This is a genomic window from Plantactinospora sp. CNZ320 (genome assembly GCF_002846275.1).
In genome coordinates this window covers 6,551,508-6,572,736 of record NZ_PJMP01000001.1, presented here as the reverse complement: position 1 = coordinate 6,572,736, position 21,229 = coordinate 6,551,508, and the positions used below count along the sequence as shown (strand labels likewise).

27 protein-coding genes and 1 pseudogene are annotated in these 21,229 nt (G+C 68.3%); 10 read left to right on the top strand and 18 right to left on the bottom strand.

Going from position 1 to position 21,229, the window contains the following annotated elements; translation table 11 throughout:
• Position 1: 1 nt before the first annotated feature.
• From CLT71_RS29490 to CLT71_RS29480, 3 genes are all read right to left on the bottom strand, one after another.
• Entirely contained in the window at positions 2-1,519 is a 1,518-nt protein-coding gene (locus tag CLT71_RS29490; RefSeq protein ID WP_101369966.1) for a magnesium chelatase ATPase subunit I, read from the bottom strand.
• Between the two features lie 111 nt (positions 1,520-1,630).
• Entirely contained in the window at positions 1,631-2,749 is a 1,119-nt protein-coding gene (locus CLT71_RS29485) for a hypothetical protein (RefSeq protein WP_486483523.1), read from the bottom strand.
• 125 nt (positions 2,750-2,874) lie between these two features.
• Entirely contained in the window at positions 2,875-3,525 is a 651-nt protein-coding gene (locus CLT71_RS29480; RefSeq protein WP_101371905.1) for an SUMF1/EgtB/PvdO family nonheme iron enzyme, read from the bottom strand.
• Between the two features lie 218 nt (positions 3,526-3,743).
• On the opposite strand from CLT71_RS29480, the gene CLT71_RS29475 reads away from it, so the two are divergent.
• Positions 3,744-4,064 (top strand): DUF6506 family protein, encoded by a 321-nt coding sequence (locus tag CLT71_RS29475; protein WP_101369965.1) that lies wholly within the window; start codon positions 3,744-3,746, stop codon positions 4,062-4,064.
• A gap of 31 nt (positions 4,065-4,095) precedes the next feature.
• Here the strand turns inward: CLT71_RS29475 and CLT71_RS29470 are convergent, their stop codons facing one another.
• The 3 genes from CLT71_RS29470 to CLT71_RS29465 all read right to left on the bottom strand — a co-directional run bounded on the left by CLT71_RS29470 (position 4,096) and on the right by CLT71_RS29465 (position 5,807).
• A complete protein-coding gene (locus CLT71_RS29470) occupies positions 4,096-4,626 on the bottom strand; it encodes a DUF6036 family nucleotidyltransferase (RefSeq protein ID WP_101369964.1) in 531 nt (176 codons plus the stop codon).
• The gene (locus CLT71_RS36685) at positions 4,623-5,015 is read right to left on the bottom strand and encodes a hypothetical protein (protein WP_143743659.1); all 393 of its coding nucleotides are present in this window, start codon (positions 5,013-5,015) and stop codon (positions 4,623-4,625) included. The genes CLT71_RS29470 and CLT71_RS36685 overlap by 4 nt, the downstream gene beginning before the upstream one ends.
• Before the next feature lie 90 nt (positions 5,016-5,105).
• On the bottom strand, positions 5,106-5,807 hold the full coding sequence (locus CLT71_RS29465; protein WP_199187765.1) for a class I SAM-dependent methyltransferase: 702 nt from the start codon (positions 5,805-5,807) through the stop codon (positions 5,106-5,108).
• A gap of 152 nt (positions 5,808-5,959) precedes the next feature.
• Here CLT71_RS29465 and CLT71_RS29460 point away from each other — a divergent pair, with 152 nt between their 5' ends.
• The gene (locus CLT71_RS29460) at positions 5,960-6,502 is read left to right on the top strand and encodes an AAA family ATPase (RefSeq protein ID WP_101369962.1); all 543 of its coding nucleotides are present in this window, start codon (positions 5,960-5,962) and stop codon (positions 6,500-6,502) included.
• 45 nt (positions 6,503-6,547) lie between these two features.
• Here the strand turns inward: CLT71_RS29460 and CLT71_RS36680 are convergent, their stop codons facing one another.
• The gene (locus CLT71_RS36680; RefSeq protein WP_143743658.1) at positions 6,548-6,742 is read right to left on the bottom strand and encodes a hypothetical protein; all 195 of its coding nucleotides are present in this window, start codon (positions 6,740-6,742) and stop codon (positions 6,548-6,550) included.
• A 638-nt stretch (positions 6,743-7,380) separates the two neighbouring features.
• On the opposite strand from CLT71_RS36680, the gene CLT71_RS29455 reads away from it, so the two are divergent.
• The gene (locus CLT71_RS29455) at positions 7,381-8,184 is read left to right on the top strand and encodes a helix-turn-helix domain-containing protein (RefSeq protein ID WP_486483522.1); all 804 of its coding nucleotides are present in this window, start codon (positions 7,381-7,383) and stop codon (positions 8,182-8,184) included.
• Positions 8,175-8,369, top strand: a complete 195-nt coding sequence (locus tag CLT71_RS29450) for a DUF397 domain-containing protein (RefSeq protein WP_101369960.1) — start codon at positions 8,175-8,177, stop codon at positions 8,367-8,369. Before CLT71_RS29455 ends, CLT71_RS29450 begins: the two co-directional genes overlap by 10 nt.
• 95 nt (positions 8,370-8,464) lie before the next feature.
• Here the strand turns inward: CLT71_RS29450 and CLT71_RS29445 are convergent, their stop codons facing one another.
• Together CLT71_RS29445 and CLT71_RS29440 are read right to left on the bottom strand one after the other, a co-directional pair.
• Positions 8,465-9,037, bottom strand: coding sequence for a hypothetical protein (locus CLT71_RS29445; RefSeq protein ID WP_101369959.1), 573 nt, complete (start codon positions 9,035-9,037; stop codon positions 8,465-8,467).
• Between the two features lie 205 nt (positions 9,038-9,242).
• Entirely contained in the window at positions 9,243-9,917 is a 675-nt protein-coding gene (locus tag CLT71_RS29440) for a cytidylate kinase family protein (RefSeq protein ID WP_101371904.1), read from the bottom strand.
• Between the two features lie 640 nt (positions 9,918-10,557).
• Between CLT71_RS29440 and CLT71_RS29435 the strand changes: the two genes are divergently transcribed.
• On the top strand, positions 10,558-11,040 hold the full coding sequence (locus CLT71_RS29435) for a DUF1877 family protein (protein ID WP_158242331.1): 483 nt from the start codon (positions 10,558-10,560) through the stop codon (positions 11,038-11,040).
• A 195-nt stretch (positions 11,041-11,235) separates the two neighbouring features.
• Here CLT71_RS29435 and CLT71_RS38290 read toward each other — a convergent pair.
• A pseudogene (locus tag CLT71_RS38290) lies at positions 11,236-11,328 on the bottom strand (IS21-like element helper ATPase IstB); the annotation flags it as partial.
• 203 nt (positions 11,329-11,531) lie between these two features.
• Here CLT71_RS38290 and CLT71_RS29425 point away from each other — a divergent pair.
• Entirely contained in the window at positions 11,532-11,942 is a 411-nt protein-coding gene (locus CLT71_RS29425; protein WP_101371903.1) for a VOC family protein, read from the top strand.
• A 330-nt stretch (positions 11,943-12,272) separates the two neighbouring features.
• Here CLT71_RS29425 and CLT71_RS29420 read toward each other — a convergent pair whose 3' ends face one another.
• Complete coding sequence (locus tag CLT71_RS29420; protein ID WP_101369957.1) at positions 12,273-13,061, bottom strand: glycoside hydrolase family 11 protein; 789 nt, start codon at positions 13,059-13,061, stop codon at positions 12,273-12,275.
• Positions 13,062-13,320: 259 nt separating this feature from the next.
• Here CLT71_RS29420 and CLT71_RS37600 point away from each other — a divergent pair, with 259 nt between their 5' ends.
• Positions 13,321-13,602, top strand: coding sequence for a site-specific integrase (locus CLT71_RS37600; RefSeq protein ID WP_199187764.1), 282 nt, complete (start codon positions 13,321-13,323; stop codon positions 13,600-13,602).
• Positions 13,603-13,644: 42 nt separating this feature from the next.
• Here the strand turns inward: CLT71_RS37600 and CLT71_RS37595 are convergent, their stop codons facing one another.
• The gene (locus CLT71_RS37595; RefSeq protein WP_199187763.1) at positions 13,645-13,908 is read right to left on the bottom strand and encodes a hypothetical protein; all 264 of its coding nucleotides are present in this window, start codon (positions 13,906-13,908) and stop codon (positions 13,645-13,647) included.
• Between the two features lie 16 nt (positions 13,909-13,924).
• Between CLT71_RS37595 and CLT71_RS37590 the strand changes: the two genes are divergently transcribed.
• Positions 13,925-14,095 carry a tyrosine-type recombinase/integrase gene (locus tag CLT71_RS37590; protein WP_199187762.1) on the top strand — a complete coding sequence of 57 codons (171 nt, stop codon included), beginning with the start codon at positions 13,925-13,927 and terminating at the stop codon, positions 14,093-14,095.
• A 264-nt stretch (positions 14,096-14,359) separates the two neighbouring features.
• A complete protein-coding gene (locus tag CLT71_RS29410) occupies positions 14,360-15,463 on the top strand; it encodes a hypothetical protein (RefSeq protein ID WP_486483521.1) in 1,104 nt (367 codons plus the stop codon).
• A gap of 49 nt (positions 15,464-15,512) precedes the next feature.
• Here CLT71_RS29410 and CLT71_RS29405 read toward each other — a convergent pair whose 3' ends face one another.
• The 4 genes from CLT71_RS29405 to CLT71_RS38285 form a co-directional block, all read right to left on the bottom strand.
• Positions 15,513-16,292: a transposase family protein gene (locus CLT71_RS29405; protein WP_101369956.1), complete on the bottom strand. Its 780-nt coding sequence runs from the start codon at positions 16,290-16,292 to the stop codon at positions 15,513-15,515.
• A gap of 227 nt (positions 16,293-16,519) precedes the next feature.
• Positions 16,520-17,158, bottom strand: coding sequence for a hypothetical protein (locus CLT71_RS29400; RefSeq protein ID WP_101369955.1), 639 nt, complete (start codon positions 17,156-17,158; stop codon positions 16,520-16,522).
• Positions 17,151-17,423, bottom strand: coding sequence for a hypothetical protein (locus CLT71_RS29395; RefSeq protein ID WP_101369954.1), 273 nt, complete (start codon positions 17,421-17,423; stop codon positions 17,151-17,153). Before CLT71_RS29395 ends, CLT71_RS29400 begins: the two co-directional genes overlap by 8 nt.
• 247 nt (positions 17,424-17,670) lie before the next feature.
• On the bottom strand, positions 17,671-18,546 hold the full coding sequence (locus CLT71_RS38285) for a phosphotransferase family protein (RefSeq protein ID WP_486483520.1): 876 nt from the start codon (positions 18,544-18,546) through the stop codon (positions 17,671-17,673).
• 76 nt (positions 18,547-18,622) lie between these two features.
• Between CLT71_RS38285 and CLT71_RS29385 the strand changes: the two genes are divergently transcribed.
• Positions 18,623-19,324: a helix-turn-helix domain-containing protein gene (locus tag CLT71_RS29385; RefSeq protein WP_143743657.1), complete on the top strand. Its 702-nt coding sequence runs from the start codon at positions 18,623-18,625 to the stop codon at positions 19,322-19,324.
• 195 nt (positions 19,325-19,519) lie between these two features.
• Here the strand turns inward: CLT71_RS29385 and CLT71_RS29380 are convergent, their stop codons facing one another.
• Positions 19,520-20,581, bottom strand: a complete 1,062-nt coding sequence (locus tag CLT71_RS29380; RefSeq protein ID WP_101369951.1) for a hypothetical protein — start codon at positions 20,579-20,581, stop codon at positions 19,520-19,522.
• Between the two features lie 287 nt (positions 20,582-20,868).
• Complete coding sequence (locus CLT71_RS29375; protein WP_101369950.1) at positions 20,869-21,222, bottom strand: cyclic-phosphate processing receiver domain-containing protein; 354 nt, start codon at positions 21,220-21,222, stop codon at positions 20,869-20,871.
• Between the last annotated feature and the right edge of the window lie 7 nt (positions 21,223-21,229).

Below are 21,229 nucleotides of genomic sequence, written 5' to 3'. Positions count from 1 at the left end.
CTCAGGCCCAGTCGTCGTCGCGGGCCGAGCGCTCGCCGGGGCTGCGGCCACCGTCGGGGCTGCGCCCGCCATATCGGGTACGTCCCTCGTCGGTCACGTCCTTGGCGAGCCGCCGGGTCAGGTGCAGCCCTTCGAGTACGAACTCGATCCCGGCCGCCGCCTCGGCCGGGGTGGGCGCGTCACCCAGCCCGAGCCGGTCCAGCGCCTTGGCCAGCCCTGGCACGGTGCCGACCTGCCGGAGCAGCTCGGTCGGCCCGACCAGCTCGCCGGTCTCGATGATCGCGCCGTCGGCGACAAGTGCGGTGAAGCCGGAGACGTCCAGCCCGGCGAGCCGGGCCCGGAAGGTCTCGGCGGTGGCGGTCCGGAGCAGGTGACCGAGGATCTCGATCTCCCGTCCCTCCTCGCCGCTCTCGAACTCGACCTTGCCGCGCAGGGTGCTGGTCACCGAGACCGCGTCACCGACCCGGGCCACCGGTTCGGTGTCGGTCGGGGCGGCCGGCTGCCCGTCCGGGCCACCGGCGCCGAGCAGGCCGGCCCGGCGCAGCGCGGCGGCCGAGACGGTCTCGGCGGCGGCGATGGCGAACCGGGCCGAGACACCGGAGCGCGGGTCGACGGCCGGGGACTCCCGTACCGCGCGGGCGAACCGGGCCAGCACCTCCAGTACGTGCTCCGGCACGGCCGCGACCAGCGCCGCCTCCTGCCGGATCAGCTCCAGCTCCAGTTCCAGGTCGAGCGGGTAGTGGGTGCGGATCTCGGCGCCGAACCGGTCCTTGAGCGGGGTTATGATCCGCCCCCGGTTGGTGTAGTCCTCGGGGTTGGCGCTCGCCACCAGCAGCAGGTCCAGCGGCAGCCGGAGCTGGTAGCCGCGTACCTGGATGTCCCGTTCCTCAAGCACGTTGAGCAGGGCGACCTGGATCCGCTCGGCCAGGTCGGGCAGCTCGTTGACGGCGAAGATGCCCCGGTTTGTCCGGGGTACCAACCCGAAGTGGATCGTCTCCGGATCGCCGAGGGTACGCCCCTGGGCCACCCGGATCGGGTCCACGTCGCCGATCAGGTCACCGACGCTGGTGTCCGGGGTGGCGAGCTTCTCGCCGTACCGCATCGAGCGGTGCAGCCAGCCGATCGGCAGCTCGTCACCGGCCTCCGCCACGGCCCGGCGGGACGCCGGGGTCAGCGGGTGCAGCGGGTGCTCGTTCAGCTCGGAGCCACGGATCACCGGGGTCCACTCGTCGAGGAGCTGCCCCAGGGCGCGGATCAGCCGGGTCTTGCCCTGGCCGCGCTCGCCGAGCAGCACCATGTCGTGCCCGGCCAGCAGGGCCCGCTCGACCTCGGGAAGCACGGTCTCGTCGTAGCCGACGATGCCGGGGAAGCGGGGTTCGCCGGAGCGGAGCCGCGCCAGCAGGTTGTCCCGGAGTTCCTGCTTGACGGTCCGGTACCGGTGCCCGGCGGCGCGCAGCTCGCCGAGGGTGCCGGGCAGCTCGGCCGGCGGGGTCGGTGGGACCTGGGAAAGTTCCGTCACGCACCTACGCTAGCTCTCGATCGTGCCGATCGCGGGGTGCGAACGGGCCGGATCAAGATCCAGTGTGATCGTCGGCACGTTGCGCTGCCGGCGCCCGAGGGATCGACCGCGTCAGCAGTGGGCGCAGGCGCCCCGGCGGCGCAGATGGTAGGCGAGAGTGGCGGCGCCGAGCGCGACGCCCCAGACCGGCCAGAGCAGCATCGGGACGACCGTCAGGGCGCCGTCGCGCAACTCGTCGAGCAGTTCCGGCTGCCCGTAGAGGGCCAGGCCGGCGGCGGTGATCGCCACCGCGACTCCGGTGGCGGGGACGACGGCGAGCGTGATCGGCACCCGCCTGCCGGCCAACCCGATCATCCAGCGCGGGAACCGCTCGCCCCACCGCTGCACCAGGCCGAGGGTGAGCACCGCGCCGACCAGCCCGAACGCGGCCAGCCCGGCACCGGCCCAGACCAGCCCGGTCCGGTGCATCTCCCGAAGGAACTCGTCGGTGATGCCGAGCGGGATGCCGACCAGCCAGGCGAGCCGGACGACCGCGTACAGCACCGGGATCACCGCGGCCACCCCGACCGCCCGGCGCCCCCACCGGGCCGCCGACTCCGCCGAGGTCCAGCCCTCGACCCCCGGCCGGCGCCCGCACCGGGCACAGGCTTCGGCGGTACGGAACTGCCAGCCGAGTACGGTCCGGGCCAGCAGCAGCCCGGTGGCGACCGAGAACACCTTGTAGCCGAACGCGAGGGTGAACAGTTCGGAGTAGTCGACCGGTGGCCAGCCGAACGGCAGCCCGCCGATCAGCATTGGCGCGTACCCGAGATAGGTGAGCACCTGCACGTCCGGGACGACCAGCAGCAGCCCGGCCACCACCAGCCAGCCGTAGCCGAGCAGTGCGAACCGGGGTGCGCCGCGCAGGCGTACCGCGTGCGGGCCGGTCATGGCCAGCGCGGTGACCGCCGCGCCGAGCAGCAGCACCGCGAAGACCGGCGCCCCGACCTCGGCCGGCACCCGCCAGAGCAGGCTGCCGGAGCCGTCCGGGTCGGCGGTGCCGAACGGGTAGCCGCGATCGGTGACGGCCCAGGCCAGCGCGAGCAGGCCGAACAACGCGGTCGCACCGGCGGCCAACCAGCCGATCCGGTGCTGCGGCTGGTGTGGATGCGGTTGGTGCTGCGGCTGCGTCTGGTGCTGGTGCTGCTCGGTCCGGGGTGCCGGCCGATCGATCGGTTCGGTGTGGGACATCGTCGGTTCCTCCTCGACGCGTCGGGCCGGCGATCCGTGCCGCGCCCGCTGTCCACACCATCCGCGCCTGCGGCCCGGCAGACCTCACGTGCCGGGGTGACCCGCTTCCCCTGACCGAGGGAGATTCAGCGCGGGCCGGAACGTGCGACCCGGAAACCCACGTCGTCGACCCGGAATGTCGGGTGGCTGCGGCGCCGGACCGACGCCCGGCAGCTCCAGTGCTCGTCGAACCACCCGCCGCCGCGCAACACCCGGTAGCTGCCGTAGACCTCCGCGTCGTAGACGTCCCAGCACCAGTCCCACACGTTGCCGAGCATGTCGTGGAAACCCCAGGCGTTGGGCCGTTTACCGCCCACCTCGTGGATCCGCTCCTGGGAGTTGCCGCGATACCAGGCGACCTCGTCGAGCGGCCCGTAACGCGGGCCGGTCGTGCCGGCGCGACAGGCGTACTCCCACTCCGCCTCGGTCGGCAGCCGGTACCCGTCGGCGGCGACGATCCACTCGACACCCTCACCGTCGGAATCGAGCTGGTACGCGGGCGTCAGCCCCTCACGTCGCGACAGCGCGTTGCAGAACCGGACCGCGTCCCACCACGAGACACTCTCGACGGGCAACCGATCCCCACGAACCGCGCTCGGCCACTCGCCGACGACCAGGGCGTACCGGGCCTGGGTGACGGGAAACGCCCCGAGTTGGTACGGCTCCAGCTCGACCGACCATCGACGCTGCGTCCGCCGGTCCGACAGGGTCACCTGTCCAGGCGGGACAGCGATCATCGAACTCTCCGCTCCCGCCTCCACAAGGAGTTGACTTTACCTGGAGCCGCCCGGCCACATCCCAGGCCACAGCGCGTGATCCGGCCCGGCGCCGGAAGCCTTCACGGGCCGGAGGAAGCCGGTTCCGAGCGTCAGAGACAGGAGGTTGACCTCAAGAAAAGTTGAGGTATCAAAATGGCGCTGGCCGGATGGTGATCCGGCGGAGAGGAGTTGTCACGATGAGCACGAGTTGGGCGTACATCTACGGCCAGCCCGACGCCGACCCGGTCGCCGACCGGGTGGTGATCGACAGGGGCGGCCAGCGGACCTCGCTGGTGCCGGTACCGGACGAGTCGCTGGCCGCGTCGATCGCGGTGGAACTGGTCGAGGAGGGCGTCGGACTGATCGAGCTGTGCGGTGGGTTCTCGGTGCCGGCAGCCGCCCGGGTCATCGAGGCGGTGGGTGACCGGGTACCGGTCGGGCACGTCACCTTCGGCGCGGAGTCACTTGCTGGAGCCGCAGCCTACAGCGCCCAGTTCGAAGCGACCGTATCCGACTGAACCGGCTGGCTCCTGCCCGCGGACGAGGAAACTACTGCTCGTCGAACACGTCATCGAGCACCAGCCTCGCCCGGCCCGGAACCTCTTCCTCCGGAAAAATCTCCTCGCACAGGCTCAGTACCTGCTCGGCGCTGGTAAGCCCGAGGCGCTCGATCAGGAATCGAATGTCGTCGGCGTCCCGGCGCCGAGCCGCGAGCACTTTCATCGCCAGAAGATGCTCGGGGGATGCCGCCGCAACCCGCAGACCAGGGTGATCGAAGACACGAGGAGCCGTCGCATCGCCGCCAGGTGCTACATAAGCACTCGCCTGCTCGTTGAGCCACCAGTGCGGCAGGCCCAATTCGTCGGCGACCCCTCGGGCCTCGTCGAGCACTATGCCATGCGGCTGGAACACGGCGTCGATGTCACGGGTCGCCCGACGGGCATCGTAGGCCAAGGCCATGGCCGCGCCACCGAAAACGTAAAGATCTGCGATCACCCCGCGCCTGGCCAGCCGATCTCCCAGCCGGCGAAAGGCATCCTCGATCGCGGCGCGGTCCAACAGCGGATCGGCGGCGTTCACGCGACGTTCAACTCCTGTACGGCAACGTAAACACCGCGACGTCGGAACGCGGCTGGTGCGTGGACCATCGCGTCAACCCGAGCCGCGCGAGTATTGAAAGGGAACCAGAACCGCCGCAAGGATCGGGACTCAACCCACTCCGGCGCACCGCGTCCGTCTTTCGCCGACAGATGCTCCGCCAGGGCCGCGAGAAACACGTCCCAGTGCTCGTCGCCGGTGTCATCCGGTTCCGCAGTCAACAGATTTGTCCGTGACTCAACTGCTTCCCATCGGTACTCCTCGAGAAACTCCGCGACGAGTCGCCACCGTCGGGCCTCGTCGGCCCCCACAAGCAGTGCCCCGAGTCGCTGCAGCGTCAGGGGCTCGTACGGCGAAACAGGATCTGTCACAGCTCTGACGCTAATACAAGGACGGCGAGAATCGCGCCCAGCTCCGGCGGCCAGTCGGAGCCTGGTCCGATCCTGCTCCCGGCCACCGAGTCAGTCGGCCCGCTCCGCCGTCGACGCCGGCTTGGTGGCCTCGAAGAGGGCGACGCAGCCGCGTACGGCGAGCTGGATGTCGGTGAACCGCTTGTCGAGTTGCCAGCGCAGCCCGGCCAGGTCGTCGTCGGTGTTGTGGAAGATCCCCCGCGCGTTGTAGAGCGTCATCAGCCGCCGTGCGGGCGGGGTGACCGGCACCCCCGAGGCGAGGATCGTGCTGCCGAAGATCCGGCCGCCGGGGCGGAGCGCCGCAACCGCGTTGTCGAAGACGGCGGCCTTCTCCGGCCAGGAACCGGGCAGGCAGTGCAGCAGGAAGTTCGCCCCGACCGAGTCGTGATATCCGGTGCGGAGCCTGCCGTCGTCGAAGGGAAGCGGTTGGAGCACGTCGGCCCGCACCGGCGTCGGGCGGTAGCGGGCCACCCGGGCCGCGCTGACCCGCAGCACCGTCGGGTTCAGGTCGACCAGGGTCAGTTCGGGAGTCGCGGTCGGGAAGCGGCACCGGTCCAGGAAATATGCGGTACCGGCGCCGAACTCCACGTGTCGAGCGCCGATGTTGCGCTGGTAGTTGTCCAGCATGTGCCGCTTGGCGCATCGCCAGACCAGTCGGCAGGAGAAGCCCAGCACGAACATGTCGTAGCCGGCGAGGACCAGCCGGTTGTAGACGGCCTGGCCGGCGACGACCTCATCGGGCGGCGGTGACACGGCGGCGTTCCTCCCACGTATCGCCTGGTTACGGCCTCGCATCCCCAGCTAACCGGCTCGTCGAGACCGCGACCAGCCCGAAGTCACGGATTGTGCACCTACCGTCGAACCAGGAGCCCTGGCCTGGTCATGGTGTAGCTTCGTGCCCCGAGATGGTTGATTTGTCGTCCGCCGTCGTCGTGCTGACCGGGGCCATGGCCGCCGGCAAGTCCACGGTGGCACAGCGCCTCGCCGAACGGCTGCCCCGGGCCGCACACGTCCGGGGCGACCTGTTCCGCCGCATGATCGTTTCGGGACGCCGGGAGTTCACCCCCGCTGACGCGGACGAGGCGGCAGCACAGCTCCGGCTGCGGTACCAGCTCGCGGCGGCCACCGCCGACGGCTACGCCCGGGCCGGCTTCACCGCCGTACTCCAGGATGTCGTCCTCGGGCCTGTCTGGGCCGACTACCTGGACCTGGTCGCCACCCGCCCGCGCTACGCGGTGGTGCTCGTGCCGCGCCCGGAGGTGATCCATCGTCGCGAGCGGGGCCGGGCCAAGCAGGGCTACGGCGAGTGGACGGTCGAGTCGCTCGACTCGGCGGTACGCGACGACACTCCCCGGCTCGGCCTCTGGCTGGACAACTCCGACCAGACGCCGGACGAGACCGTCGACGAGATCCTGGCGAAGCTCTCCCTCGCCCGCCTCCCCGACTGAGCCCGACGGCCCGACCGAGCTTGACGGGCTGGGACCCGTCGCTCCTCAACGGCGGCGGAGCGGGAGAAACCTTGCCAGCAGATAGACCGTGATGACCGCGACCGCCACCGCGATGCCGGTGCCGAGCTGGTCGCGGACCGCCGAGACCACCAGGATGGCGGCGACCAGCAGCCCCACCAGGACTGCGGGGAGCAGCCCGCCCGCTCGCGAAGCATCGCTGCCCCCGGTTGTACGTCGCACCGTCATGAGCCCCCGCATCAATGAGTCACTGCATCGTCGGTCGTTCATGTTCCCGATTGCCGCTACGCCCTAACCCGCATCCAGTCCTCGATGGACATTTGCGGGTCGGGACGGCCCGCCAGCTCCGGCGGCACGACAGGCGTCGGCTCAACCACGTCGAACCCGCGCCGGCTCGATCACCGTCGGACGCGTGCCGGCAGGTTCAGGTCACGCAGGTAGCCGCCACGGTTCGCCGGGCGGACCCGGCCCCGCACCGACGGTCTCGGCGAGGGCGACACCGGCATCGGCGGCGCGGCCGGCGGCACGATTGGCGGAAGGGTGCCGAGACAACCCCACGGGTGCCCGCACCGGCAGTACCGCCAGAGCCGTCGCCAGTCCCGGCGGTGGATTCTCGGCGTACGTCGAAACCAGCTCACGAATACCTCCTCGGGTTGGATGCGGGGGCCGCCTCGGGTGGGGAAGGGAAACCGACGGCCCCCGCGCGGTTCCGCCCGTCCTTTCCGAGGCCATGGCTCCGAGCGGTTCCGCTAGTGACACTCTGCTGTGGATGGCACTACGCTGAGGAGCTTCTCGATCGGTACGACCCGTACGTATCCACGTTTATCCCGCTGGTACACCCTTCGTCATGGAGAAGTCATATGGAACGGTCTCCGATGCTCGAACACTTCGCCGAGGAGCTACGGCTGGCCCGCTCTGCCGCCAGCATGTCCCAGACGGCGCTGGCCGAGGCGATCAACTACTCCCAACCGATGGTTGCCAAGGTGGAGAGCTGCGAACGTCGGCCCAGCCTCGACTTCGCCCGGCGCTGTGACACGGTCTTCAACACCGACGGCCGCTTCGTACGCATCCAGAAGCGGATCAGCCGGGAGATCGTGGTGCAGTACTTCCGGGAATGGGCCGGCGTCGAGCAGGAAGCAAAGGCCCTGCGATCATTCCAGCCGGCCTACGTCCCGGGCTTGTTGCAGACGGAGGCGTATGCCCGGGCGGTTCTCTCCGGGCCGGGGCTGCTCTCCAGCGAAGAGGTCGAGGAGCAGGTGACCGCCCGACTGGACCGGCAGGAGATCCTGTCCCGAGCCAAGCCGCCGCTGCTCACCTTCGTGCTCGACGAGTATGTGCTCCGCCGTCCGATCGGTGACCGGACGGTGATGCGTGAGCAGTTGCTGCACCTGGTCAAGACAGGCACGAACGTGCCCCAGGTGAAGATCCACGTGGTGCCAGCCTCGGCCGGCTCCTATGCCGGGCTGGACGGCCCGTTCGTGCTGGCAACTCCCCCGCTGGGCGAACCGGTCGTCTATTTCGACGGGCACCGGCACGGCCAGATGGACGACCGGTCGGAGTACGTGAACTATATGATCGATGTCTGGGAGACAATCCGGAGCGTGGCACTGCCGCACCAGCAGTCGCTCGACCTGATCGCGGAGGTGGCGGAGACATGGAGCTGACCGGAGCCCGGTGGCGTAAGAGCAGCCGGAGCAACAGCACCGGTGGCGACTGTGTGGAGGTCGCCGACAACCTGAGCGCCATCGTCGCGGTACGGGACAGCAAGGACCCGGATGGACCGGCGCTTACCTTCGGGCCGGACGCCTGGCGGTCCTTCGTCAGCGAACTGTCCCGCCGCCAGTCGTAGGGACCAGCACGGTTGTTGTCGACGCGGCGTACGGATTGCCGAGTTAAGGACGCTCTTTTCGGCCGGCTGGCTCGGAGTTGCGGTCAGGAGGTTGGCTACCAGCCGGACCAGTGCCATTGCCGGATGTCGGGCCATCGGGCGGTAAGGGCGGTGGCCAGCAGCCCACCGAACGCCACGGTTCCCTCGTGTGAGGCGTAGGCGATCCAGGCAAGGCTGTCGTCGCTCCACACGCCCTCGGCGCCGGTGTATCGAGGCGCGAACAGATCGAGGCCGATCAGGTAGTCGGCGCCGTACTCTCGCAGTTCAGCGACCCGTCGCCTGCCCGCCTCCTGTAGCACCTGGCGAACCCGGGCGGCACCCTGCTCTTCCCACGCGTACGCCTCCTGCAGCACCAGAACCCCGTCTGGCACCTGAGCTGCCAGCATCGGGTGCCAGAACAGACCCTCCAGCCCCCATCGCTCCCGCAGGCGTTGCCGCCAGTCCGACGACTCCTCGGCCCCCCGGATCTTGTCCTGATCAGGGGCTCGGGTCCGGAGTACGACGTCGCGACGATGCTGCGGATCAGCCGAGACGACCAACCTCAGTTGGGTGCGCAATGCCGAGTCGTGCTTCCTGACGGCATGGAGACCCTCGGATTGCGGTACGCAGCCCGAGGCGAGGAGTTGCACGCCTTCATCCGATCCACCTGGTACCACACCGATCTTGACAGTTTGAGCACCGCAGCGGCCGGCACCGGTGTGTGAAGGGCGAGCCCATCCGATCCAGCGCCCACTCATGCCGCCGAGCGAGCGCGTGGTCTGCTGGCTGATGCCGCGACGCTGCGTGGTCGGTCTTTGGCCTGGAGGGTTTCCCGATCCGCCGAACTGAGTGCGGTCAGTGTGTTCGGGTTGTCCAGGCCGGCTGCTGGGGCTCGTCGTTGTGCACGATGATGTCGGCGTGATCGGTCGGGCGGACCGCAGCGAAGTAGAACTGTTGGGAGGGGATGTACCGCTCGCGCCAGCGGCGTTCTACTTGAGCCCGAGATGACACCCAGCGCTCTCGAATCACGGCACGATCCACTGTTGCATCGAGGGCAGTCGACACGAAGATGCGTAGGTCCCACCGGTCGATCAGTTCCGGGCGCATGAGGAAGACGCCGTCGAAGACCAGCACGGCGTCGGCGGGGGCAGTCATGACCGGTGGGGACAGGACGGCATCCGAAGTGTGGTCGTACACGGTGGGTTGGAAGCGTCGGTCTCCGCCCGGGCCGAGCGGATCGAGCAGGACCCGGTTCAGTGCGTCGTGGTCGTGGGTGTCGTAGTAGCAGCCTTCGGCCGAGTACTCGCCGTGTGGATAGCGCTGCGCCCGGGGGAAGAGGAAATCGTCGATTGTCGCGCGGATGACGTCTCGGCCCTGTGTGCGCAGGACGACGGCGAGCTCGTCGGCGAGAGTGGTCTTGCCGGCGGCGGGCGGTCCGTCGATGGCAACCCGTGTCGGGTGCGCGACTCGCACAGACGCGACTACCTCAGCCAGGTGGCCGAGCATCTCGTCGCGGCTGCCCCGGTCCATGTCCCACCCCTTTGGCTTCTCCGCCGACACCCGCATCATCCTCTGCACCGCGGGACTCGCCATGTCAGGCTGACTGCCCTTGATCCGATATCCGCACATGCCGCAGTAGGCGAACTGGTGTTCATCGCCGGCAGTGGCGCACGGTGATGTATGGCTACCACCTGCGGTGGCCCGAGCCATCGACCGGGCCGTTGACGCCCGCCACGCCGACTCGGGAACCACCGTGCGGCCTCCTGAACATGATCGCTCTGCCGGAAGTGCGTTGTTGGTGCGGCGGCCTTCGGGCTGGCCTTCACCGGCATCCTTACCGCGACCGGACCTGGCCGTTGACGTTCTCGCCGACGGCCGGACCGCTATGGGACCCGGCCGGCGGCCGTACCGCGTCCGGCACCTGCACCCACCACTCAACGTGCACGGCGGCGACCCCGAACACGTCCATCCGCCCGGGGTCGCCGCAAAGGACGCCTACAAGACCAGCAGCTGCCCGGCCAGGTCTACGCGGGCGCTGTGACCGATTGCTGGCACGAGCAGGTACCGATAACGCGCACCCATGCCGAAGATGGTGTGTCATGCCACGGTCGGCGGTCCGGCCGCATGTCCGTGCTTGAACCTCCGTCGTCTGGGCCGTACGGTCGCCGGCATGTTGGGTGTGCACTTCGCCATTACCAAAGAGCAGGAGCAGTCGCTACTCGCGGCAGGCGGTGATAACGAGACGGTGGGAGAACTCATCGAGGAGATCGAGGAGTCGTGGAGCGAGGATCGGTTGAAGGTTGATACCGATAAGGCTTGGGACGCCATCCATCGCTGCTTGACCGACGGAACGCTGGATCCGGACGCCGGTGAGTTTCCGCTGTCCCATGTGGTGCTCGGCGGGCGGCATCTCCACGACGAGTACTACGCCGTATACGTCAGTGCACCCGAGGTGCGAGACGTGGCTGATGCCCTGAAGGGGGTGGACCGGACATGGTTTCGCAGCCGGTTCGATGCGATCGACGACCCAGAATACCGCGGCAGGCATGATGATGTGGATTTCGACTACACCTGGGACAACCTGATCGATGTCCAAGCGTTCTATGCCCGAGCCGCTGCCGCAGGACGCGCAGTCTTCTTCACCGCGACCTGAACGGGAGCCCGGTGCACCCATCTGCCGGAGCCGCGCGTTGCTGAGGATGTCACAGGTCACGGCAGCCACCGTCCAGCAGCACCGCCGGTCAGCGGTAGGGCTCGGGCCGTGATCGCCGGCATGACGCGGCCGCTGATCGGTGCCGGTCTCAATGATGTTGGCGTTGCAGGTGAGTCGGTCGACGATCGCGGAGCAGAACCGCGGGTCGGTGAAGGTACGTTTCCACTCGGAGAACGGGGCGTTGGAGGCGACCGCGACGGCGCGACGCTCCTCACGGTCGGTGAGGATCTGGAGAGCAGTTCGGCAGCGGCCTTGTCCAAGTCGAGGTAGCCGAACTCGTCCGGGCAGAGCAGGTCGACCCGGCCGTAGCGGGTGAGGGCCTTGGTCAGCTGCCGGTTGTCGGCGGCCTCGGCAAGTTTGCCGAGCAGCGTGCTGTTGCCGGGGCTTTGCAGACTGGTGGGACGTCCACCACGTTCATAGGATCGCCTTTCATGAAAATGATCCGAACTGTGGTCGTGTTCGACGCCGCTGACCTGGCCGCCGAGAGTGCGTTCTGGTCCGGGATGCTGGGTGGGCACGTCTTCGAGGACGAGACGTTCCATAGCGTCATCGACGCGGCCGGCGAATGGCGGATCGGCGTCCAGTTCGCGCCGGAGCATGTTCCTCCCGACTGGCCAGACGGTGTGCCTCAGCAGGTACACCTGGACCTCCACGTCGAGGACCCCAAGCCGGCGCACGAACAGGCGATCAAGCTCGGTGCGCGCTTGCTTCAAAGCGGTGATCTGGAGAGCGACGAAGGGCACCAGGTGTACGCCGATCCAGCTGGCCACCCGTTCTGCATCGGCTGGGGGCATCCGTCCCGAGAGGAGCTGGCAAGGTTCGTCCGCGAAAGGTTGGGATAGGCCGAACCCCGACCGGCTTCTGAGTTCACGGGCGTACGCTCATGCCGCAAAGCAGGCGCCGCGACGGGCTGCGCGGTGGTGGACAGAACGTGACGGCGCACGGCTGGCGCCCAGGTCCGATCATGCCGATGACAGTGCAGTTATAACCAGGACGCATCGGACACCAAGTTGAGGGAGTCAAGCATCCGTTAGTGACTCTGGGCCCGGGTGTAAGTCCGGCAACTTCAATAGCATCCGGCGCTCGGGGCCGCAGTCGACGGAACCCCCTGCAGCCCGGCTGCCCGGCGTTTCGTCATGGTGTCAGCCGCAGGGGGTGCCGTTGGGGGTTGGTCACCCGATAGCCTGCGCCGTGCTCGGCGGCGGAGTCGACGGCTCCGGTCCGGGGGTGCTGGCACTCGGCTGCGGACCCAAGACCTCGCTCACGGTGATGGCGGCACTGCCGCTGCTCTGGTATGCCTCGAGGGCCAGAATCTGGTAATGGTGCGTGCCCAGTTGCAGACCGGACTGCCCCCACGCGTCGAAGTGGTTGCCGACGGTGATCGTGCCGCCGACGCGCTTCTGCCGCCGGACGCTCCAGTACTGGTAGAAGGTCGCGATGCCGTCGATCGACGGCTGGTTCACCCGCAGGGTGCGATAGATATCGTAGGTGCCGCCGTCGCTCTGGATCGTCCCGAGCCGACTGGCGCCGGCGCTGGGAATCAGAGTTCCGAACGTCTCGACCACGTAGTACTCGATCAGCGGGTTGCGGGTCCAGCCGTACAGCGCCAGCCAGCTGTTGCCGTTGCTGTGCCAGGTGCCGGAGTAGGTGACCACGCGGCGGGCGCCGGGGTTCCAGCCCTTGCCCACGATCGTGTTGTTGGTGCCGTTGGCCCACTGGACCCGGTAGCTGCCGGCGGCGCCCAGCGTCATCGTGACGTTGCCGCTGTCCTTCCAGTACGAGAAGAAGTACCCGTTGTGCGTGCCCTCCTCGTTGGCGGTGACGGTTCGGTCGGCTTCGGCGTGGGCGGTTCCGGCCACCGTCACCGCGGTCACGGCCAGCACGACGGCGCAGGCGCCACCGAGCAGCAGCCGCACTCGGCCACCCCGCTGGCGCACCGGCCTGACGGGAATCTCGGTCATCTGTACTCCTGCCTCGGCCGGCCGACCAATGTGGAAGTCCGAGAGCCGATCCAGTGATGAAGCTCAATGTTCGGGGATGAGTCACAGTATTCGGCTGAGTCCGCGATAGTGTCAACAACTTCCGGAAATCCCCCGGAAATTTCGGTCGGGTGTCATCGCAGGTTCCCGGCGCGGAACCAGGCGATGTAGTCGGCCCCGCCGGCGTATGACTACCTCTCCTGCTCCCGCTTTCCCTGTCGTGCTGGCCGATCAACTCGTTGTGCGCGCCGCGGCGTCGGCCTTCCTGGGCCGTTACCGCGGCCAGACTCGCGTACGCACCGGGTCCGACCTCCGAGGGTTCCTGCGCTGGTGCGCCGACCACGATCTGGACCCGCTGGTGGCGGTGCGGGTGGACATCGAGCGGTACGTGCGATGGCTGCAAGACGTACGCCGATACCAGCCCTCGACCGTTTCCCGCCGGCTGTCCGTCGTGGTCGGCTTCTACCGGGTCTGTGTCATCGACGCGATCCTGGAGAACTCGCCGGCTGACTACGTCCGCTGACCCACCGTGCCGGCCGAGTCACCTACCCTGGGACTGGGGCACCTACAGTTCGAAGCCCTGATCACCACCGCCCGCAAGTCCTCGAACCCGAACGACTTCGCCCTGGTCGCCCTCCTGGGCCTGCTCGGGCTGAGGATCTTCGAAGCCTGCGGGTCGAACATCACCGACCTGGGCGAGGAGCACGGCCACCGGGTCCTGCGCGTACGCGGCAAAGGCGGCAAGGTCGTCCTCGTCCCACTGCCGCCTGCGGTGGCCCGAGCCATCGACCGGGCCGTCGACGAGCGCACCGCGGCCGATCCTGCGCAACGTCCATGGCGGGCGGATGGACCGGCACGCCGCCACCCGCCGACTCGAACACCTCGCCACTGCCGCAGGGATCCGGATGCCGAGGATGCACCCACACATGCTGCGACACACGTTCGTGACGACCATGCTCGACGCCGGTGTCAGCCTGCGCGACGTGCAGATCGCCGCCCGCCACGCCGACCCGTGAACCACCATGCGCTACGACCGAGTCCGCAAGAACCTCGACCGCCACCCCAACTACATTCTCGCCGCCTACATGGCCTCCGGAACATGATCAGCCACTCACGGCTTTGTCGAGAGGCGTGCGTGCTGGTCGGTCAGTAGCCGTCACGTTCGTTGCGTGCTGGTCCTAAACATCGGTGCGGCATGACAGGCGCAGCCGCTTGCTGAAGCACGCGCAGGGTGGGACGATCGCAACCATGATCGAAAGAATCGAGTCCTCCGTCCGCCGGTGAGCGTGACGCCCGAGCCTGAACTGCTCGGACCCCAGATCGCTCTGTTCGAACACGCTCTGCGTCTCCATCAGCAACACCCCGACGGTGCGCTGCCTCGCGACGGTAAGCCGTATCCGGACGAAGACCGTCACCGCTCGCGGCCGTCATACCGGCGGGTAAGGGATTGGCGCCTCTATGGGGTCGATGTCGCGGTCGTCCTCGACAAACACTTCAGCCAGCCCGACACGCCGGCGAGCGAACTGGTCGACGCCTTTCGCGAGGTCTACGTCCCGATCCAACGCAACGACCACATCGTTGCTGCGGCGCTGCGCGCGGATCGGCAGCGCATGCGGCAGACCGGTCGGTGGTTGGTGCGGCACAGCATCGATCGCAATGCCGCCACGGTCGGGCTCGCGCTGCTGGCCGCCGATTGGGCCGAGGAAGACATCCCGCTGATCCAAACCATCGGTCTGCTGTCGGGCCATTTCGGGCCGTTGGCCGCCGAGGCGTTGCAGCGCCGCCGTGGAGGTGCAGAAGCGCTGATGTGGCTCGCCGAACGCGTCGCCGGCTGGGGCCGGGTCCACGTCGTCGAGGCGATATGCCGACGAGGCGCCACCAGTGCCCGGGCATGGCTTCTGCGCCATGCCTGCGACGGCGACTACCTCAACGGCTACTTCGCCGGCCGGGTTGCCACCACAGCGCACCTGCACGAGGCGGTCACCGGCACCGATGTCGACGATGACCTGGTCGATCACACCGGCCGGCTACTGAGGATCATGGCTGACTGCGGTGGCATGGGCATGACTCTCGAGCACTACCCGCCGGCACCTGCCGTGTTGGCTGCGCATGCTGCTCTCCTCGCCAAGCAGCCGCCGACAGCGAACCGATACGTCGATGCCGCGATCATCGCCGACCATCTGACGGCCAAGCCCCCGAAACGGTGCGGCTGCACTACTGAGCAGCGGGACCGCATCGTGCAGCAGTACCTCGCAATACTCGACCGCCAGGATTGGCGTGCCGCGGTCCGTGAGGGTCGTGGCATGAACAGCGACTTCTTCGCCTGGTTCACCGGCCACGTAGCGGGGCGGCTGCGTCTCGGCGCGGTTCCTGACGTCGCCTAAAGGATGTCTCGTAACTCGATGAAGGCGTTGCCTGGCAAGGGTGCTGGTGTCACCCGGTCAGGATGATGTTGTGGAGGTGGGCGATGCCGGAAGCGGTGTGGGTCAATGTGTGGGCGGCGCGGCGGTAGTCGCGGAGGATCTTGAAGCACTTCATGCGGGCCAGGGCGTGTTCTACCTGGGCTCGGACACTGCGGTGCTGCTTGTTCAGAGCGAGCTTCCAGTCGGGTAGTTCGCTGCCGTCGGCGGGTTTGCGGTACGGGATGATGACCTCGGGGTTGCCGCGGTAGGCGCCGTCGGCCATGACGGGCCGTCCGGCCAGTTTCTGGTCGATGCCGGAGGTGCGGTAGACGATGGTGTCGTTGCGGTTGCCGGGCTGTGGGTCGCCGAGAGCGACGACGAGGCGGGTGTGGGCGTCGATGGCGACCTGTAAGTTCGTGGAGTAGCGGTAGTTCTTGCTCTGCGCGGCCAGGCGATGGTCCCGGGTCGGGATCAGGGTGCCGTCGACGATCGTGATCTGGTCGACCCGGCGTCGGCGTACCGGTGCCAGGGCGAGGAGCGGGCCGACGGTGTCGATGACCCGGTGGGCGGCGGAGTGTGACACCCCGAACAGCGGACCGATCTGCCGCATGGTCAGGTTCGTGCGCCAGTACGCGGCGACCAGCAGCACCCGGTCCGGGAGGTCGAGTGACCACTGCCGGCCGGGCCGGCCGTCGGCGATCGCGTCGCCGCCACGCTCAGCGACCAGCCTGACCAGACGGCGGAACTGCACGGGCTGCAGCCCGGTGAACGGGAAGATCCACTCCGGGCGGGCTGCCGAGATCACCTGCACCCCGACATGATCCACCATGGACCGCCAACCAATTACGAGACATCCCTTAGAATGGCGAACGATGAACTACGCCGCCGACAGCGCCCGGTCGAGGCGGCGCAAACCGATGCCGGGCGACCGTCGCACGTGCTTCGGCTGACGGGGTTGTCGGCGTAGCCTTAACGAACTGGCTCTGGCAAGATTTTCGTAGCCGCAGATCGCCAGGGCGTCCTGAGCCGGTGACGGGCTCAGGTTTCCCTATTGCCGACCCAGCGGCAGAACGGGTCCGTGGTGTCCTCGTCGCCCATCTCGGCGGGCTGCGACACGATCTCCAGCCCGGTCGCCGGGGCGGTGACACCGAAGGTGCGGCGCAGCCAGTCCCGGTAGGGCGCATTGACGATCTCGTGGTCGGCGTCCCACGGCTCGGGCGGCGCGCCGAACTCCTCGTTCCAGCAGATCTCCCGGTAACCGATCGCCAGCAGCCGCAAAAAGTCGACCGCATCGTCGGTGAGCACACACGTCATCATCGAACCGCTGCCCGAACCGAGATGAACGATCTTGACCCGTCCCTCACCGTCGCGCCACAGCGCGGCCATCGAGCCCTCGCCACCGGTCTGTGCGAACGGCCACAACCGTGCGGCCGCATCCGGGACCGACTCGTCGAACCAGGACCGTGCGTACGACAGGGTCTGCTCGGCGGTGTAGCCACGCAACTCGATCGAGGTGCCCACCCCGCCGTCGTCGCTCAACGAGCCGTACAGATCCCCGTCGTGCCCTTTCACCACGAAACCCTGCTCGTCGACCCAGCCGAAGAGCAGGCGCAGCGGCTCCGGCAGGTCGAATCCGTCCGGCACCCGGGCCAGCGTCGTCTTGAGGAAGTCACGCACGCCCGGCAGCGTACGAGATCACCTCGCCCTGCCACAGTCCCGGCCGCACCGCCCGGTCGCCGACGTGCAGGGTGCCGCCGACCCGCCGGCCGGCCTCGTCGCGCTCCGGGTCCCAACCGCTCAGCACTCCCGCGATCATCGAGACGAACGGCTCCTCGCCAGAGGCGTCCCACCCGGCCCAGCGGCCACCGTCGTAGTCGTAGGCCGACCACCAGCTCTCGTCACCGGAGCCGTCGGCATGAAACCGCCGTCCTGTGAGCCGCACGGGCAGTGATCATTGCCGCCGCATCATAGAGATTGCTGTTCACACAGCTCTACGAGCCCACAGCCAATCCGCCATCGGTCCGCGATCCGCTCGATTCGTCGATCGCCACGACCGCTGGCGCGTCTCAGCACGAGTCAGCGCACTGATCTGCCGCCGAGCGTGCGTCGCCGCCTGTCTGGGGACAACGCAGCGTGATGACCCAACAAGCGTGTGGTGCGCGCTCATGCCGATGACGGGGGTCAGTAACCTACCGAGCCGTCGCCTTCCGGAGTTCGTTGAGCCACTCGATGCCGAGGCTGTGGCCGTCGGGGAACTGGTCGTCGCGATCCCAGCGCCACGTAGTGATCATCGCCAGCACGAGGGTCCGGCAGTCTCGGAGCAGGTGATGATCGACGCCCGGGTAGAAGTCTCCGACCTCGTCGGGCGCGTGGGCCAGGTCAAACTCGATCGGACCCCGGCAGCACGTCTCGAAGTCGATGAAGAGCAGGCCGATCGGGGTCGAGAGCAGGTTGCCCGGGTGAGGTTCGCCGTGCAGGAGTTGTTCGGGCCGGCCACTGTCGCTGACCGCTCGGCGCAGGCGGTCCAGCGTGCCGGCAAGAAAGTTCCGGTCCGCGTCGGCCAGCTTCGGCGTCCGGTCGTTGTCCGCCACGAGCGTTTGGGCCTCGGAAACCCGGTCCGTGAAGTGCGGGGTGGGCAGGTCGACCCGGCGCATTCCGGCGTGCAGACGTTCGAGTGCTCTGGCGTAGTCCGCGGGTGGGATCGCCGCAGTAGCCACCGGTTCGTAGTAGGTCCACAGAGTGACCACGTAATCGTCCCAGACGAAGACCTCGGGCACTTCCAGCGCGACCACCGGGCTCCCGACCTCGAACAGTCGCGTAGCGGTATCCACTTCAAACTGGGCGCACTGGTGCGCCGCCGGTGCCACCTGTGCCAGGACGTCGCATGGCTGCAGACGCAGGGTGAGCCTGTTCGAGTTGTGCAGTACGGCGGCGTCGTAGGCGGTCAGGCCGAGCGATGAGGCGACCGACATGGCTGCCTGGGTTGCCCGCTGGGCTGCATTCGCCTGCATCGGAGCACCGTAACTCAGCGCTTTATCCGGCGACACGTCCGCGCCGCTCTCCACCTCACCCCACTTCGAATACCGGTACCTGCAAGCGTCTCGTTGAGATCACCTCAGTGGGAGTTATAGCCTGGACCTCGTGGTTGTAGTGCGGGCGTTCGAAACTGACGACTACCGTCCGCACTACGGAATTATGATTCTCGCGGACACGAACCAGACGTGGGACCCGGACGAGGACCCACAGGTGCCGCATCACCGCGATCGCGGAGACATGCCGACCGGCGCACTCGCCGGGTCTGGCGCCGGCTGGATCGCCGCTCAGGCCCCCGGCCTGTCCGATCACACAGTGCGTGTCGAGCTGCACGACGCGCCGCCTCCGGCCGAGCACGCCAACTTCGACGATGTTCTGGAAACACCGTTCCGATCAAGCTCAGGCGAATTGACCCTGACCGACCTGACCGGCGGCTACGGTGAGGCGGATCTTCACCTTGGCGACACCGAGTGGTTCCGGGTACGAGTCGCACGCCGGCCGACTGACGACGGCGGGTACTGCTGGCTGATCCAGTTCTGGCCGAGCACAGTCAGGGACCTGCCCGCCTGGTTTGCCCGCGGCTCGCAGACGGAAAGCCGGCCCTCGGAAGTGGCCGGGGACATCGAAGCGCTGCTGAGGTGGACTCCTCGGCTGCCGCTGGAAACCAGCATCGGCGATTTGGCCAAGCGGCTTCTCGTCAGCGACACAGCCGTCCGCGAAGCGCTGGCAGTCGCTGAGCAGGAGGGCTTACTGCATGTCGACGGTGACAACCCACTGCGGCTGTCGCTGAACCAGCGAACCCAATCTTGACCGGGGCGAACCAACAAGACCAGGCGCAACGCATCCATAATCGCGTGCATTCAACCGCCGCCACCCGTGAGCGCCACCAGCCGGAGCCGTCACGCCCGGTGGCCTGGCCCGCCCGTGTCGGCCATCCGGAACTGATGCGGATGAGAGTGCGTCCGGCGGAGCGTGGGGGTGCCGGCATCGATGCGACTCAGGCGTTCAGAAGACGTAGAAGGAGTAGTTGTAGGGGCGGCCTCGGTCGTAGATGGCACGTAATCGAGGCTGCCTGACCTCGGGCAGCCTGGCCAGGACGCTGAGGAAGATCTGTCTGTCCGGCTCGAACCGGTACCCCGGGAGCAGTGCCGGCGGGGCCTCGGGCGGGATCGGGACCGATCGCCCGACCGGTTTCGGGGTTCGGTGGAAGGCGAGGTGCCGCCAGGCGTCCCAGGCCAGCGGAACAGGCTTCAACGGTGGAGCTACCGGCCACGGTTCACCGGTTTGCGGATGTTCGGGTACGAGGGCGAAGTGGCCGTCGGCCTCCGGCAGGCCGGGCCCGGCCAGGACCAGGGTGCGCCCCGTGCCCGTGCCGACCGGGCCGACGAGACGGTCGAGAACGGGCTGGAAGACTTCGGCGACCTGGCACTCCGGGATCACCATCGGGTCGCCGCCCGAGGCGGCCAGCAGGTGCGCCAGCGCTGAGGCGACGGCGGCTGTCCACATCGGGTTCCAGCCGCCGCCTGGTTCGTGCGGCGGGACACCGGGCCGTTGGTCGATCAGATCTGCCCAGTCGAGCATCGGGTGCGGCCCGGGAGCGTCGTCTATCACGCATGTGGTGAGTGGATCCAGCCAGGTCGCCTGCCGCAGACCACAGTCGTCGATCCGGATGGCCACCGGCGTGCCGCAGGTGACGCAGACCATGTTGGGCTCGCCGCCGCGGAGGCCGAGGCCGCAGCATGCGGAGTCGCCGACCAGTGCCGGAGCGATGATGGCACCGCGTATGTCCCCGGGGGTGAGTAACACCCGACCGACCGGCCCGGTGGAGACGCTTAACCTCGGCGCGTACCAGCCGAGCGCCTCGGCCTCACCGGCATCGAGGTCGGCCCACCGGCGCCACGGCGGCCCGGACGGCAGCGGATCCACCGCGAAGGTACCGGGCTCCAGGGCCGGGGGTAGTGAACCCGGCCCGTTCCCGTACTTCTGGTCCGCATGGACGGGCATGGCCACCCTCGACACCGGAACCGTCAGAGTGGTTCCGCAGCCCCGGCAGCCGAAAACCGTCATGCATCCCCCGCGTCGACTGAGACCGATCCAACTCGCCAGCGCAGGCCGCCGGTCGAACTGCGCGGCGCTCGCGCGGCATTTCCGTACCGGCCCGGCGCGCCTTGTTACCCACAGCCGGTGTCCGCCGAGTACGCCCCTGGCCGAGTACCGTCACCTACTCATCCCGGGCAAGGTAGCAAGGCCGTCAACGGCCCGCATTCGACTTCCTGTACCAGCGGGCGGCATCCTCGTTTGCCGCCGACCGAGTGTGGCCGCCGCCGGGCGGCGCGTCGGTCAATTCACCCGGGTCAGTCGAGATAGCCGACGTCCGTGGAGCCCGACGCAACCCTGACGTGGTACCCCCAGCGCCGTAAAGCCTGGGCGACCTTCGCGGCGCCGGCCGGGTTGGCGGAGTGGACGTTGATGACGCCGACATCGAAGGGGCGGTTGTCGAACGCCGCCCGTTCCAGGACCTCCACGACCGGCCAGATCGTGTCGTCCCCGCCGAGGTCGTGGTCCAGCCACAACTCGTCCAGGCGCCGGTCCCGGTACCGATCGAGGAGTTCAACCCCGACAGCGCTGGTACGGGCCACCTCGGCACAACGGCCATCCACGAACGAACGAAGGTCATCGACCAAGACGATCGATCGGCGGGCATCCACACGATGA

What these genes read in the sequence shown, in the direction of transcription:
- CLT71_RS29485 (WP_486483523.1), bottom strand. Translation starts at nt 2,749, where the DNA reads ATGTCCCACACCGAACCGATCGATCGGCCGGCACCCCGGACCGAGCAG.
- CLT71_RS29480 (WP_101371905.1), bottom strand. Translation starts at nt 3,525, where the DNA reads ATGATCGCTGTCCCGCCTGGACAGGTGACCCTGTCGGACCGGCGGACG.
- CLT71_RS29475 (WP_101369965.1), top strand. Translation starts at nt 3,744, where the DNA reads ATGAGCACGAGTTGGGCGTACATCTACGGCCAGCCCGACGCCGACCCG.
- CLT71_RS29460 (WP_101369962.1), top strand. Translation starts at nt 5,960, where the DNA reads ATGGTTGATTTGTCGTCCGCCGTCGTCGTGCTGACCGGGGCCATGGCC.
- CLT71_RS29455 (WP_486483522.1), top strand. Translation starts at nt 7,381, where the DNA reads ATGGAACGGTCTCCGATGCTCGAACACTTCGCCGAGGAGCTACGGCTG.
- CLT71_RS29450 (WP_101369960.1), top strand. Translation starts at nt 8,175, where the DNA reads ATGGAGCTGACCGGAGCCCGGTGGCGTAAGAGCAGCCGGAGCAACAGC.
- CLT71_RS29440 (WP_101371904.1), bottom strand. Translation starts at nt 9,917, where the DNA reads ATGGACCGGGGCAGCCGCGACGAGATGCTCGGCCACCTGGCTGAGGTA.
- CLT71_RS29435 (WP_158242331.1), top strand. Translation starts at nt 10,558, where the DNA reads ATGTTGGGTGTGCACTTCGCCATTACCAAAGAGCAGGAGCAGTCGCTA.
- CLT71_RS29425 (WP_101371903.1), top strand. Translation starts at nt 11,532, where the DNA reads ATGAAAATGATCCGAACTGTGGTCGTGTTCGACGCCGCTGACCTGGCC.
- CLT71_RS29420 (WP_101369957.1), bottom strand. Translation starts at nt 13,061, where the DNA reads ATGACCGAGATTCCCGTCAGGCCGGTGCGCCAGCGGGGTGGCCGAGTG.
- CLT71_RS37590 (WP_199187762.1), top strand. Translation starts at nt 13,925, where the DNA reads ATGGACCGGCACGCCGCCACCCGCCGACTCGAACACCTCGCCACTGCC.
- CLT71_RS29380 (WP_101369951.1), bottom strand. Translation starts at nt 20,581, where the DNA reads ATGACGGTTTTCGGCTGCCGGGGCTGCGGAACCACTCTGACGGTTCCG.